At 34.6% G+C, this 13,552-nt stretch carries 11 protein-coding genes; 3 read left to right on the top strand and 8 right to left on the bottom strand.

Annotated elements, in window-relative coordinates:
• Positions 1-37: 37 nt before the first annotated feature.
• A complete protein-coding gene (gene rho / locus RB619_RS08605; RefSeq protein WP_308096406.1) occupies positions 38-1,843 on the top strand; it encodes a transcription termination factor Rho in 1,806 nt (601 codons plus the stop codon).
• Positions 1,844-2,006: 163 nt separating this feature from the next.
• On the opposite strand, the gene RB619_RS08600 is transcribed toward rho, so the two are convergent.
• From RB619_RS08600 to RB619_RS08575, 6 genes are all read right to left on the bottom strand, one after another.
• Positions 2,007-3,023: a M28 family peptidase gene (locus RB619_RS08600; protein ID WP_308096404.1), complete on the bottom strand. Its 1,017-nt coding sequence runs from the start codon at positions 3,021-3,023 to the stop codon at positions 2,007-2,009.
• 7 nt (positions 3,024-3,030) lie between these two features.
• Positions 3,031-4,029, bottom strand: a complete 999-nt coding sequence (locus RB619_RS08595; RefSeq protein ID WP_308096402.1) for a DUF3667 domain-containing protein — start codon at positions 4,027-4,029, stop codon at positions 3,031-3,033.
• Between the two features lie 163 nt (positions 4,030-4,192).
• Entirely contained in the window at positions 4,193-4,966 is a 774-nt protein-coding gene (locus RB619_RS08590) for a dienelactone hydrolase family protein (protein WP_308096400.1), read from the bottom strand.
• A gap of 101 nt (positions 4,967-5,067) precedes the next feature.
• Positions 5,068-7,266, bottom strand: coding sequence for a penicillin acylase family protein (locus RB619_RS08585; protein ID WP_308096398.1), 2,199 nt, complete (start codon positions 7,264-7,266; stop codon positions 5,068-5,070).
• Positions 7,267-7,268: 2 nt separating this feature from the next.
• Positions 7,269-7,439, bottom strand: coding sequence for a hypothetical protein (locus tag RB619_RS08580; protein ID WP_308096397.1), 171 nt, complete (start codon positions 7,437-7,439; stop codon positions 7,269-7,271).
• Between the two features lie 87 nt (positions 7,440-7,526).
• The gene (locus RB619_RS08575; RefSeq protein WP_308096396.1) at positions 7,527-7,979 is read right to left on the bottom strand and encodes an Lrp/AsnC family transcriptional regulator; all 453 of its coding nucleotides are present in this window, start codon (positions 7,977-7,979) and stop codon (positions 7,527-7,529) included.
• 401 nt (positions 7,980-8,380) lie between these two features.
• Here RB619_RS08575 and rocD point away from each other — a divergent pair, with 401 nt between their 5' ends.
• Both rocD and RB619_RS08565 read left to right on the top strand, forming a co-directional pair.
• The gene (rocD, locus tag RB619_RS08570) at positions 8,381-9,634 is read left to right on the top strand and encodes an ornithine--oxo-acid transaminase (protein ID WP_308096393.1); all 1,254 of its coding nucleotides are present in this window, start codon (positions 8,381-8,383) and stop codon (positions 9,632-9,634) included.
• Positions 9,635-9,818: 184 nt separating this feature from the next.
• Complete coding sequence (locus RB619_RS08565; protein ID WP_308096391.1) at positions 9,819-10,274, top strand: DUF1810 domain-containing protein; 456 nt, start codon at positions 9,819-9,821, stop codon at positions 10,272-10,274.
• A 399-nt stretch (positions 10,275-10,673) separates the two neighbouring features.
• Here the strand turns inward: RB619_RS08565 and RB619_RS08560 are convergent, their stop codons facing one another.
• Both RB619_RS08560 and RB619_RS08555 read right to left on the bottom strand, forming a co-directional pair.
• The gene (locus tag RB619_RS08560) at positions 10,674-12,605 is read right to left on the bottom strand and encodes a family 2A encapsulin nanocompartment cargo protein cysteine desulfurase (RefSeq protein ID WP_308096389.1); all 1,932 of its coding nucleotides are present in this window, start codon (positions 12,603-12,605) and stop codon (positions 10,674-10,676) included.
• A complete protein-coding gene (locus RB619_RS08555) occupies positions 12,589-13,509 on the bottom strand; it encodes a family 2A encapsulin nanocompartment shell protein (RefSeq protein WP_142450899.1) in 921 nt (306 codons plus the stop codon). The genes RB619_RS08560 and RB619_RS08555 overlap by 17 nt, the downstream gene beginning before the upstream one ends.
• Positions 13,510-13,552 lie beyond the last annotated feature (43 nt).

Here is a 13,552-nt window from a genome sequence, read left to right as displayed (position 1 = left end):
GTATTTCCTTTAAAATAATTAAATTCATAGAACATTCATGTTTGATATTTCTGCATTAAAAGAAATGAAGCTTTCTGAGCTTCAAGAAATAGCTAAATTAGCTAAAACAATAAAGTTTAATGGTGTTAAAAAAGAGGCTTTAATTGGTCAGATTTTAGCGCACCAAGAAGCGACTGCAACGCCGCCGGCTCCTGCTGTGGCTGAAAAGGAAATAACAGATGATAAACCAAAAAGAGCGAGGATTGTTCCAGTTAAAAAAACGGCTGCTTCAAAAAACGCTCCAGTTTTAGAATTTGATAAGGCCGAGGAAGTAGTTCCAGAAAAAAAGGAAAGTCCTGCAGCAAAGCCAAAAATTCAGGCTGTACCAAAAGCGGAGGAAAATACAGAAAGTCCTGTGGCAGACAAAAAAGAGCCAAAAATTGTTAAGTTTAATAAATCGGCTTACGAGAAAAAAGTTGCTTTACAAAAGGAAAAAGAAGCAGTAAAAGAAGTGACAGCTGAAGAAGGTGCTGAAAATCAAGCTCCAGTTGCTGAAAAAACAGAAACAGTTCCTCAGGCAAAAAAGATAAATCCGAATCAAAATAAAAATCAAAACCCAAACCAAAATCCGAATCAGAATCCAAACCAAAATGGAAATCAAAACGGTAATGGAAATGGGAATAACGGAAATCAAAATCCGAATCATAAAAATAAAAAGAATAATAATTTCAGAGATTCAGATTTTGAATTTGACGGAATTATTGAAAGTGAAGGTGTTCTTGAGATGATGCCAGACGGTTACGGATTCTTACGTTCGTCTGATTATAATTATTTAGCTTCTCCAGATGATATTTATTTGTCAACTTCACAAATCAGATTATTCGGTCTTAAAACCGGAGATACTGTAAAAGGAGTGGTTCGTCCTCCTAAAGAAGGAGAAAAATTTTTCCCTTTAGTTCGTGTACTTAAAATTAATGGTCACGATCCACAAGTTGTTCGCGACAGAGTTTCCTTTGAGCACTTGACACCAGTTTTTCCTTCTGAAAAATTCAAATTAGCCGAAAAAGGCAGTTCTATATCTACTCGTATTATCGATTTGTTTTCTCCAATAGGAAAAGGACAGCGTGGTATGATCGTTGCACAGCCTAAAACGGGTAAAACAATGCTTCTTAAAGATATTGCAAATGCAATTGCGGCAAATCACCCTGAGGTTTATTTAATCGTTCTTTTGATTGATGAGCGTCCTGAAGAGGTTACAGATATGCAAAGAAGTGTTCGTGGTGAAGTTATCGCGTCAACTTTTGACAGAGAACCACAAGAGCACGTAAAAATTGCCAATATAGTTCTTGAAAAAGCAAAACGTTTAGTAGAGTGCGGACACGATGTTGTAATCTTATTAGATTCGATTACACGTTTAGCGAGAGCTTACAATACAGTTCAACCGGCTTCTGGAAAAGTTTTAAGTGGAGGTGTTGATGCAAATGCATTGCAGAAACCTAAACGTTTTTTTGGAGCGGCAAGAAATGTAGAGAACGGTGGTTCGTTAAGTATCATTGCAACTGCATTGACTGAGACTGGTTCTAAAATGGATGAGGTTATCTTTGAAGAATTTAAAGGAACCGGAAACATGGAACTTCAATTGGATCGTAAAATTGCCAACAAACGTATTTTCCCTGCAATCGATCTTACTTCGTCAAGTACACGTCGTGACGATTTGTTATTAGACGAAAAAACATTACAAAGAATGTGGATTATGCGTAAATATCTGTCAGATATGAATCCTGTAGAATCTATGGATTTTGTAAACGACCGTTTCAAGAAAACAAGAAACAACGAAGAGTTTTTGATTTCGATGAATGACTAAAAAAGTTGCTGAGGTTCTAAGATGCTAAGATTCTAAGTTTTTCTTTGACTTTAGTTTACAATATAAAAAAGGGATGAGTTTTTTAAAACTCATCCCTTTTATTTTATCTTAGAATCTAAAAAAAACTTAGAATCTTAGCATCTTAGAACCTTAGTATCTTAGATTATTTCTTATCAACTACCGGTCTGTTTTCTCTGTTAGCTAAATCCCACGCAAGTACAAAAGCAAGCTGTGCTCTTTTTGTTAAAGCGTCGTATTCTATTTTTTCAGGGGTATCGTCTTTTCCGTGGTAGTCTGCGTGAACTCCATTGAAGAAAAAGATTGACGGAATACCGTGTTTAGCAAAGTTATAGTGGTCAGAACGTTCGTAGAAATGATTCGGATCTTTTGGGTCATTAAATTTAAAATCCAAGTCCATTTTGATGTATTTATCATTTTGAGCTACAACTGCATTGTGTAATTCACTAGATAATCTGTCAGCTCCAATTACATATACATAATTATTTGTGTTTGTATGCTCAACATCACGACGGCCAATCATATCAATATTGATATCAGTAATTGTATTTGCAATTGGGAATAATGGATTTTCAGAGTAGAAACGAGATCCGTGCAAACCATGCTCTTCACCAGTAACATGAAGGAATAAAATTGAACGTTTTGGTCCGTGTCCTTCTTTTTTAGCTTTTGCAAATGCTTTAGCGATTTCCATAACTGCTACAGTTCCTGATCCATCATCATCGGCTCCATTGTAAACTTCGCCGTTTTTAATTCCAACGTGATCGTAATGCGCAGAAATTACCAAAACTTCATCTGGTTTTTCAGAACCTTCGATATATGCCCAGATATTTTCTGAATCTTGTAAATTTTCATTACGTCTTGCATTTAAAAATGACGCTGGGATATGCTGATAATAATCAGTTGCGCCTTTAGGGAACGAAATTTTATTTTTTTTGTATTGCTCGATCATGTAAAGTCCGGCTTTTTTCTGTCCTTTCGAACCAGTTTCACGGCCTTCCATTTCATCGGAAGCAACAACATAAAGCATTTTTTTCAAGTCTTTTGCCGTGATTGAATTCATGTATTTGGTTGGGTCTGAATTATCTTTTGAAGCAACAGACTGCGTGTTTTTACATGAAAACGCCGAAGCAATTAATAAAAGAAGTACAATTTTTTTCATTTTTGTGTTAGTGTAAATTAATGAATATGTATAACATATAGAATGTCAGTAAAAATAGGATAAAAAAGAAGTTTATAAAAAATAATGCTACACTTTTAACAAATGAAACGAATCTCGTTTCTCCATAAAAACGGTGATGCGCCGGATAAAAATAATAACACATCCAGGTGATTCCTGCAAAGTTTGCTATAATTACAATTAAACTTGCAATACCGTTTCCTTCAAATAATCCGCCTATTTTATTAATAATAAATAAGACGAGAAAAATCAGAAGCAGAAAGGAGAAATAATGCAATGTAAAAATCCCGTGATCAAAATAATACCATCTTTTTTTGCCATGAAAAAGCCATAAGAAAAAAGCAAAAAACGGCATTATGATAAATAGAATTTTCGGAATGTTATGAATAAAAGATTCAATGAATTTTTCTATAATTTCTTTCTTTGTATTTTTTTCAGTTACATGTACCGCTTTTTCATAAATCCAATATTGAAAATCAGAAAGTTTTTCGCTTTCTTTTCCATATTTTTGGATAGAGTCGGTTTCTTTCATTGTTCGCAACTGAAAATAGGATTTATCTAATGTTTTCGACTTTAAATATGACTTTTCTTTCCAGTCTTTTTCTTTTTTATTTGCATTTTCGAAATTGGACGTGATTTCCTTTTCACCCTTAGTCAAATTTTCGCTAACATGATTTGGAAACAATGCAATCATAAGAAAAGTAACAAAACTTATAAAAATGTAAAGACGAACAGGTGCTAGATAAGACAATCTTTTTCCTGAAAGATATTCTTTAGTTAAAGTCGCTGGCTTTAAAAGCAAGTTTTTTATAGTTTTCCAAAAAGCATTTTCATAATGGGTTAAATCTTCAAAAAAGTGAATAAACAAATGATGAAACGTTTTTCGGGTATCTGTATTTTCTTGACCGCAGTTTGGACAAAATTTCTGTTCTACAACATGCCTGCAGTTCAAACAGGTTTTATCTTTTCTAATAGGACTATGTGACATTGGTTAATTTGTTGGGTTTGATTTGGTTTTAGTTAATTTTTTTTGAGCCACGGATGTTACGAATTTAAAAGGGTTTGCACTGGTTTCTTTTAAATTGATTTTTTGAGAAGGAAATCTGTGTAAACCCTTTTAAATCAGTATCATCCGCGTGCCATCCGCGAGATTATTTTTTTAGAACTTCGTTAAGAAACAATTTCAAATGCTCAAAAGCTCTTTTTGCAGCAACCGGATTGTAAGCCGCGCCTTTAGAATTGTCGCTTCCTGCATCTGGATTTGTAAAAGAGTGAACTGAATCAGCATAATAAATCATTTGCCAATCGGCTTTAGAATCACGCATTTCTTGTTGGAAAGCTGCAACTTCATCTTTAGACACAAAAGGATCATCGGCTCCGTGGCAAATCAAAACTTTAGCAGTAATCGGAGTTGCAGGTCTTGAAGCATCTTTTCCTAAACCGCCATGAAAAGAAGCAACTCCTTTTACGTTCAAATGCCCGCGCGCGGCTTCAAGAACTCCGGTTCCACCAAAGCAATAACCAATAACGACTATATTGTCAGCATTTGCTCCAGATTTGATTAATTCCTGCAATGCAAGGTTGATTCTTTTTTGGTAAGCTTCATAATTGGTTTTATAGAAACCCGCTTGTTTTCCTGCTTCCGAAGTGTTTTTAGGATAATTTCCTTCTCCATATATATCAGCAATAAAAACATGATAACCTAATTTTGACAAATCTTGTGCAATTCCTTTTGAGGCATTATCAATTCCAAGCCATGCCGGAAGTAATAAAATACCAGGATTCTGACTGCTTTTTTTAGCTGGTTTTATAGATAAGCCATTTAATGCCTGATTTCCGTCGGCATATTTTACGGGTGTTAATTGTGCACTTATAGTGTTAGAAAACAATATGGTAGCAAAAATAAGAAGGGCTGAATTTTTCATCGATTTACAATTTTAAACAAATATCAGAAATATTATCTTATAAAAAAACCTCGAAAGAAAGTTCTTCCAAGGTTTGTTTGTAATGGTTTTTCTGATCAAAATTATTCGCCGGGATGATAGGTTTTTTCGGCATTTTTTAGGACATCTTCTTTATAGAATAAAACGTCTTTAAATTGGCCTTTTCGATACATTTCGGCTTGATCTGTAAAATGTTTTGAGTTTTCATCACCGCTGTTTCCACCGGCTAATAATGATTTTGCTTTTATTTTTGGACCAAATTCTACTGCACAAATAAAACTATTCCCGTTATAGCCGTAACGTTTTTTGGAGCCATTTTGGTAACTGCTTTTAAAAGAAGGAAGACTTCCCCAAGAACCTGGACCATAACCAATTGGCAAGCTAGGTTTTGAATCGTCGTATTTTAAATCAATCGCTCCGCTTGCACGTTGAAAACGATTAATTTCGCCCCAAGCTACTTGCCATCTTCCAAATTTTGACACTAAATCTTGCAATACTGCCTGCAATTGCGGTATCATTTGTGCGACTGTAGCATTTTTTGCAAATTTCTTTGTGTTTTCAACTTGGTCTAGTTCGCCTTCGCCAACATATGCTTTTAGAATAATTGGGTCTAATTTATAAGCCCACTCTACAGCTAGTGTCGTTGCCACCGAATTTTCTTTTGCATAATAATCCCAATATTTCAGAATTGAAATTGGCTCTTTTAATGTCGCATATTCTGGTGATTGCACGTCTATGTTTTTTTCGAAAACATTTACTAAACTCGGAATTAATATTTCGAAAATAGACAATTTAGAATCATAACCATCGGCGATCACTTTGTCTAAAGTGTATTTGTTGCCTTTGCTGAAAATTCGAACGGCATTAATTCCTCTAAAATTTTCACCATCTGGCGCCATATACGGAATGTAATTTTCCTTTTTTGGACTGTTTTCTCCCGCAACCGAGAAAGGGGTAGAGTTGCAGTTTTGAAGCCAGCCATTTATTGGATTGTAAACATGAACCGTTTCGTCAACTTCATGTAAACCTTTCCATTGTGTTGAAGAAATTGAGCCGTCAACTACTTTTGACCAATTCAAACTTTTATCTCGAATAGGAATAAAATTTCCGTGCCAATATGCTATATTTCCTTTGCTATCAGCATAAACGGTATTGTTTGACGTATTAGCTTTTAAATCCATTGCTTTTTTATAATCGTCAAAGTTTTTAGATTTTGTTCTAATCCAGCTCTGAATCAAACTGGTCATTGAACGATTATTTGATTTTAAACTAATCCATTTTCCGTCTCGTTTAGCCATAATTGGCCCGTTATTAGTAAAATAGGTTTTGAATTTCTTTGGAATCAATTTTCCATTTTCGGTATAATTGATCGTAATTTCTTTTTCAATTACAGGCAAAAGCTTGTTGTCGAATTCGTAGAATAATTTTCCGTTTTTATTAGTGATTTTCTCGGCATACATATCAGCAACATCTACGTTTGATGAGGTATGCATCCAGCCACAGTTTTCGTTAAAACCTTGATAAATAAAAAATTGTCCCCAAGTTACAGCGCCGTAAACATTCAAGCCTTCTTCACTCGTAATTTGAACTTCGGGTCTGAAGTAAAAAGTTGTATGCGGATTAATGTATAAAATAGCATTTCCATCAGCGGTTTTTGAAGGAGCAAATGCAAAACCGTTTGAGCCAGTCTGAACATATTTTTCTCTTTCAACATACGCCACTTTATCATTGTTTCCGGAGTAAAACGCTTTTAATTCGGCTATTGAGAGATCTGCGGTACTGATTGCGCCAATACTTCCATCAGTCCAAAGCAAAGGAAACCACGGTTCGAAATGTGTTAACAAAGCTGGTTTTACTTCTGGGTGTTTGTATAAATAAAAGTTGATAGCATCGGCATAACTGTTTAGTAGTTTCTTTAGCCATTCTGGCGCTTTTGCGTAATCTGCTTTTGCTTCGTTAGTATCAATTAAAAGTTTAATTTCTAGATCATTATATAAAACAGATTGTCCTTTTATTTCAGAAAGACGGCCCAGTTTTTCAATATAATTCATTTCGATTCTTTTAAAATCATCCTCGCATTGTGCATATAATAATCCAAAAACGGCATCGGCATCTGTTTTTCCATAAACGTGCGGGATTCCCCAATTATCACGAATGATAGTGACTTGTTTGGCTGATTTTTCTAAACGTTCAATTTCATTTATGCTGATTTTTTGTGCCGAAATTTGAAGACTCAGACAAATGAAAAATAACGATTTTAGGATTTTAGAATAAGAATGCATGACTATTTAATATTAAATTTTTGACCGGCTGTATAAATACTCATTTGCAAATTTTCAATTGTAATGAGATTGTTTTTATTTGATTTTTGTGCTTTAAGCAAACAGCCAGTCAATAGCAATAAAGTCAGAATCAGTTTTTGAAATGAAAATTTAGAAAGAAACTGGTTTTTCATAGTTTTGGTCGTTAAATATGCTGATTTTCTAAAAATTTAAAGCGAAGAATTAGCGACGAAAAATAGCTCGCTTCTTAATTTAAGAGATTATAGTGAAATATTTCTTTTAAAAGCACAACCTAATTCAATGATCGAATCTGTTTTTGCGATACCAGGAATGCTGTCTATTTTATCGTAAAGAATTTTACGCATGTGTTCATGGTTTTTTGCAATAATTTTAATGTAAAGTGTGAAAGAACCAGTAACATAATAACATTCTGTAATCTCAGGAATTTTTTTCATTTCTTCGATAATTCGATCAGAATCAGAATCTTTGTTCAGTGTGATTCCGGTAAAAGAAGCCCAGTCATAACCAATATTTTTTTCCTGTATAATAGGTTTTATGCCTCCTATAACACCTTGTTCGATCATTCTGTTAACACGTTGATGTACCATAGTGTTTGAAATTTTTAAGTTGGTCGCTATGGCAGAAAATGCCATTCTTCCGTCTTTTTCTAATTCCTTCAGTATATTAATATCGAATTCGTCTAGTATATCCATTCTTTTAAATGTTGCTTTTTTGTTGTAAATATAGTCCCTATGGGACATCTTATCGAATACATTTTTATTATTTCTACCAATATTTAACTCGTACGGAGTATTCATTTTTTATTTACAATAATAATATCTCGGAGAGATCAAATATTGGTAGCATAAAAAAAAAGCAAAAAACAATTTGTCTCGTAGAGACTGCACAATCGTTATTGTTTTTTGATTTATAAAAGTAATTATTTTTTTCAACAAAAGGGAATAAAATCATGTACATGCTCTGATGATATTTGTTTTTTATTTGCTTTTAAAATTAAATTTGACTTTTTTTAGTGATTAATTTATTTAATTTATGTTTTTTTATTGTCTATTTTGTGTTTTTTGATACTTTTGTGTTTGAAAAATAATATATTATGATACATACAGAAAATATACTTTCATCGAAATCTGAAATTTTGATTGAAAAAGAGAATAAATACGGAGCTCATAATTATCATCCGCTTCCTGTGGTTTTAGAAAAAGGAGAAGGAGTATATGTTTGGGATGTAGATGGAAAAAAATATTATGATTTTTTATCCGCTTATTCAGCAGTAAATCAAGGGCATTGTCATCCAAAAATTGTACAAGCAATGGTGGATCAGGCGCAAAAACTGACTTTGACTTCGCGTGCTTTTTACAATGATAAATTGGGTAATTACGAAGAATATATAACCAATTATTTTGGTTTTGATAAAGTATTGCCAATGAACACAGGTGCTGAAGCAGTTGAAACAGCACTAAAAATATGCAGAAAATGGGCATATGAGGTAAAAGGAATTCCAGAAAATCAAGCGCAAGTGATTGTGTGTGAGAATAATTTTCATGGAAGAACGACTACCATTATTTCATTTTCTAATGATGAAACGGCTCGCAAAAACTTTGGTCCGTTTACAGACGGATTTATAAAAATTGAGTATGATAATCTGGAAGCACTTGAAAAAGCGTTAGATTCTTCAAAAAATATTGCTGGATTTTTGGTTGAACCAATTCAGGGAGAAGCTGGAGTTTATGTTCCGTCCGAAGGATATTTGGCAAAAGCAAAAGCGTTGTGCGAGAAACATAATGTTTTATTTATTGCCGATGAAGTTCAGACAGGAATTGCGCGTACAGGAAAATTATTAGCTGTTCATCATGAAAATGTACAGCCAGACATTTTAATTTTAGGAAAAGCAATTTCTGGTGGAGTTTATCCAGTTTCTGCGGTTTTGGCAAATAATGAGATTATGAATGTCATCAAACCAGGGCAGCACGGTTCTACTTTTGGTGGAAATCCTGTTGCAGCAGCGGTTGCGATTGCAGCATTAGAAGTAATTAAAGATGAAAAACTGGCCGAAAATGCAGAACGTTTGGGAATTATTTTAAGAGAAGGATTAAACAAAATCGCTGAAAAGAATAATTTGATTACGCTTGTTCGCGGAAAAGGGCTTTTGAATGCGATCGTAATTAATACAAATGAAGATTCTGATTTAGCTTGGGAAATTTGCCTAAAATTCAGAGACAACGGATTATTGGCAAAACCAACTCACGGCAACAAAATTAGATTGGCACCGCCATTAGTAATGACAGAAGCTCAAATTCAGGAATGTCTTGAAATTATTGAAAAGTCACTTAATGAATTTAAGTTATAAGCATAAATAGACGTTATATTAAAAAACAGCTGTAAATTTTTACAGCTGTTTTTTTTTGCAGAAATTGGAATTATATAACGTAGTATAAAAAATTATATAACTTAAAAAATGACTTCATGAGTAGTTTTGGAGTATAATTTATAACAGCAGCTATTTGCAGAATCTTTACTAAATTTTATTTCCTATGGCTTATAATTCTAATGATTTGACACGTTTTCTAGATGCACAAAACAAGCTGTATTTAACGGCTTATTCGGAATTGAAAAAAGGGAAAAAAGAAACGCACTGGATGTGGTTTATTTTTCCGCAGATAAAAGGTTTAGGAAAAAGCAATATAGCAAATTATTATGCCATTGCCGATCTGGAAGAAGCGGAAGCGTATTTAAATCATCCCGTTTTAGCCAAGCATTTAGTTGAAATTGCGCGACTTTTGTTAAACTATAAAACCAAATCTATTGAAGCGATTCTGGGTGAATTAGACGCTCGTAAATTGCGTTCTTCTTTGAGTCTTTTTGTTCAGGTTGTAAATGCAAATCCAATATTTCAGGAATTATTAGATACTTTTTACTCGGGTCATTTAGATCCAATTACGCTGACTCTTGCGCAAGAATTAAAGAAAAAAGTACCAGCCGAAGCATAATGTGATTTTAAAACTGAATTTATCTTTGTATTTTATTTATATATTTTTTTTGGGACAAAAAACCATTCGCTTAAAACGAATGGTTTTTGTTTTTATACAGGTTTCCATTTAACTTCCGTATCCAGGATTTGTGTGATTTTTTTTTGATGTCCATTAATGGAATAGGGAAGACCAATCTGTTTGAATCGTATTGAAGAATATAAGAGCCGTTGCCATTTTGGCTAATATCAATTGAAGGTTTTTTAGTAGTTACTTTTTGATTTTTGTAGAAAAAACTTAGATTTTTTAAGATTGAAACAAAAAAAAGCGACTGTTCAGGAAAACAATCGCTTTTGGGTATAATTACTCAAAATATCAAAAAAAGTAATTATTCATTTAGAGAATTTAATCTCAATATTTTTAAAATTTGGCTTTTTTCAGTTCCCACAAAGTTTTGATAAAAGTATCAACATCTTGAGTTGTATTGTAAAATGCCAAGGATGGGCGAACCGTAGTTTCGACTCCCATTCTCCTCAAAATAGGTTGTGCACAATGATGTCCCGTTCTTACCGCAACACCTTCTTTATTTAATGCCTGACCAACTTGATCGTTTGTATATCCTTGTAAATTAAAAGATAATACACTTGCTTTGTCCTTCGCTGTTCCTATTAAACGTACGCCCGGAATTTCTTTTAAAAGCCTTGTTGCATATTCTAATAAATAATGCTCATATTGTCCAATTTGCTCAATTCCGAGTTTCGTAACATAATCAATTGCAGCGCCAAGGCCAATCGCATCGGCAATGTTTCCTGTTCCGGCTTCGAAACGATTGGGTGCTTTGTGGTATTTTATTTCCTCAAAAGTCACATCCTGAATCATGTTTCCGCCAGATTGATACGGTTGCATTTCGTTCAGCAAATCTTCTTTTCCGTATAAAGCTCCAATTCCTGTTGGACCAAATAATTTATGTCCAGAAAAAACCAACCAATCCGGATTTAAATCCTGAACATCAACTTTCATGTGCGAAACAGATTGTGCGCCGTCAATTAAGACTTTTGCACCTGCTGCGTGTGCCATTTCGGTTATTTTTTTGGCTGGTGTTACGGTTCCCAATGCATTTGAAACTTGTGTAAAAGCCACTAAACGAGTTTTTGAATTCAGCAATTTTGCATATTCATCAAGCAGAATTTGACCGTCATCATCAACAGGAATTACTCTTAATTTCAAACCTTTTTTATCGGCCAATCTTTTCCACGGAACTATATTCGCATGATGCTCCAAATTGCTGACAATAATCTCATCTCCCGAATTTAAATTTTGATCGCCCCAAGTTGAAGCCACTAAATTGATTCCTTCGGTAGCACCACGGACAAATACAATTTCGTTTACTGAAGAAGCATTTAAGAACGTTTTTACTTTTTCCCGTGCAGCTTCATAAGCGTCAGATGCACGTGCAGCCAATTCATGTGCTGCACGGTGAATGTTCGAATTTTCATGCTCGTAGAAATACGCAATTCGATCAATAACCGATTTTGGTTTTTGAGTCGTTGCAGCATTATCAAACCATATCAAAGGCTTTCCGTTTACGGTTTCACTCAAAATGGGAAAATCTTTTTTGATCAATTCGGCATTAAAATGTGAATTTGTACTGCCGCTTAATGGATTTGTTCCGAAAGAACTTCCAACAATCGCATTTGTACTTTTTGGATCAAAAGCAAACGGATTCTGATCTAAAAAATAATACGAGTTTTGAAGATCACTTCCGCTTGACGGAAAATCATTTCGCTTTCTAAAAAAAGTATCAACTGTTTCTAAAGCTATTTTTAGTTCATTTTCAAACGAAGAATTTTCGCTTTGAAAAGGCAAATATTGATCATTTAAAAACAGCGATGAAAAAAGTGATTCTTCATTAAGCTGTGGCGAACCGCTGTTTTTTAAATTGATATCATAAAAACCAGTCTGCGGATTATTAATATTTAGTCCGTTATCTTCAGGAATTCCAGAAGAAGGGATGCCATATTTAGGATCAAAACCTGCACCAGCATTTGGATACAAAGCCGAGGCACTCGAACTTTGAGAAGCACTTGCTGGAGAACCTCCAAAACCGCTGAACGAAGGTGGTGCCAGATTAACATTTAACGGACTTTGCGTTGGAAACGGCGTTAAAATATTGGCACCGCCAGCATGCAAAAGTGTTTCTGCAATTTTTGTCGCACGAGGATGTTCAGCTTTGTCTGGACTCAGTGAAATTTCTTTCGGAAATTCATTGGGTAGTGCACTGAACAGCTCGTTTGCCAGAAACTGCAAATCGTCAATGTTTGGTAATCCGTCTGGGTTAGTATTTGTACTCATGATACTTTCCTATTTCGACATCTTCTAAAACAGCGATGGCATCATCAACCAAAATAGCTAAAGAACAATAAAGCGAAACCAAGTATGAAGCAATCGCTTTTTCATTAATTCCCATAAAACGAACTGATAATCCAGGAGATTGCTCGCCTTGTAATCCAGGCTGAATCAATCCAATAACACCTTGACGACTTTCACCAGTACGCAATAAAATGATTTTTGATTTTCCTTTTACGATCGGCAATTTATCAGATGGAATAAGCGGAATGCCTCTCCAAGTTAAAAATTGAGACCCAAATAGAGATATTGTCGGAGGCGGAACACCACGGCGTGTACATTCGCGTCCAAAAGCGGCAATTGCCAGCGGATGCAACAAAAAGAAACCTGGCTCTTTCCAAACTTTAGTCAGTAATTCGTCTAAATCATCTGGAGTTGGTGCTCCTGTACGAGTTTTTATAATTTGCGAAGGTGCCACATTGCTTAATAATCCGTAATCTTTATTATTGATTAATTCGCTTTCTTGACGTTCTTTAATCGTTTCTATTGCCAAACGAAGCTGTTCCGAAATTTGATTGTACGGCTTGCTATATAAGTCAGAAACACGTGTATGAACTTCTACAATGGTCTGAACGGCAGCAAGATTATATTCTCTCGGGTTTTCAACATAATCAACAAAAGTGTTTGGTAAAACCCTTTCGTCGCGTGCAGAACAATCGACTTCGATGTGGTTTGCATTTTTAACTTTGTTCAAACGAAATACTCCCGATTCTACTGGTGTCCAATGCAAAAGATGTGTCAGCCAGCGTGGAGAAGTTGTTCCAATTTGGGGTACGGTACGTGTTGCAATTGCGAGCTGTCTTGCTGCAACATCGCCTAATGCGGTCTGTTGTTGTTTTGATTCTGCCATTTTTCTGGTATTTTAATAGGTTTGTAAATTATTTTTTGCTTGC

Source organism: Flavobacterium sp. LHD-80, assembly GCF_030929605.1.
Lineage (GTDB): Bacteria > Bacteroidota > Bacteroidia > Flavobacteriales > Flavobacteriaceae > Flavobacterium.
This window is presented reverse-complemented; position numbering and strand designations above follow the sequence as displayed.

What these genes read in the sequence shown, in the direction of transcription:
- rho (WP_308096406.1), top strand. Translation starts at nt 38, where the DNA reads ATGTTTGATATTTCTGCATTAAAAGAAATGAAGCTTTCTGAGCTTCAA.
- RB619_RS08600 (WP_308096404.1), bottom strand. Translation starts at nt 3,023, where the DNA reads ATGAAAAAAATTGTACTTCTTTTATTAATTGCTTCGGCGTTTTCATGT.
- RB619_RS08595 (WP_308096402.1), bottom strand. Translation starts at nt 4,029, where the DNA reads ATGTCACATAGTCCTATTAGAAAAGATAAAACCTGTTTGAACTGCAGG.
- RB619_RS08590 (WP_308096400.1), bottom strand. Translation starts at nt 4,966, where the DNA reads ATGAAAAATTCAGCCCTTCTTATTTTTGCTACCATATTGTTTTCTAAC.
- RB619_RS08585 (WP_308096398.1), bottom strand. Translation starts at nt 7,266, where the DNA reads ATGCATTCTTATTCTAAAATCCTAAAATCGTTATTTTTCATTTGTCTG.
- RB619_RS08580 (WP_308096397.1), bottom strand. Translation starts at nt 7,439, where the DNA reads ATGAAAAACCAGTTTCTTTCTAAATTTTCATTTCAAAAACTGATTCTG.
- RB619_RS08575 (WP_308096396.1), bottom strand. Translation starts at nt 7,979, where the DNA reads ATGGATATACTAGACGAATTCGATATTAATATACTGAAGGAATTAGAA.
- rocD (WP_308096393.1), top strand. Translation starts at nt 8,381, where the DNA reads ATGATACATACAGAAAATATACTTTCATCGAAATCTGAAATTTTGATT.
- RB619_RS08565 (WP_308096391.1), top strand. Translation starts at nt 9,819, where the DNA reads ATGGCTTATAATTCTAATGATTTGACACGTTTTCTAGATGCACAAAAC.
- RB619_RS08560 (WP_308096389.1), bottom strand. Translation starts at nt 12,605, where the DNA reads ATGAGTACAAATACTAACCCAGACGGATTACCAAACATTGACGATTTG.
- RB619_RS08555 (WP_142450899.1), bottom strand. Translation starts at nt 13,509, where the DNA reads ATGGCAGAATCAAAACAACAACAGACCGCATTAGGCGATGTTGCAGCA.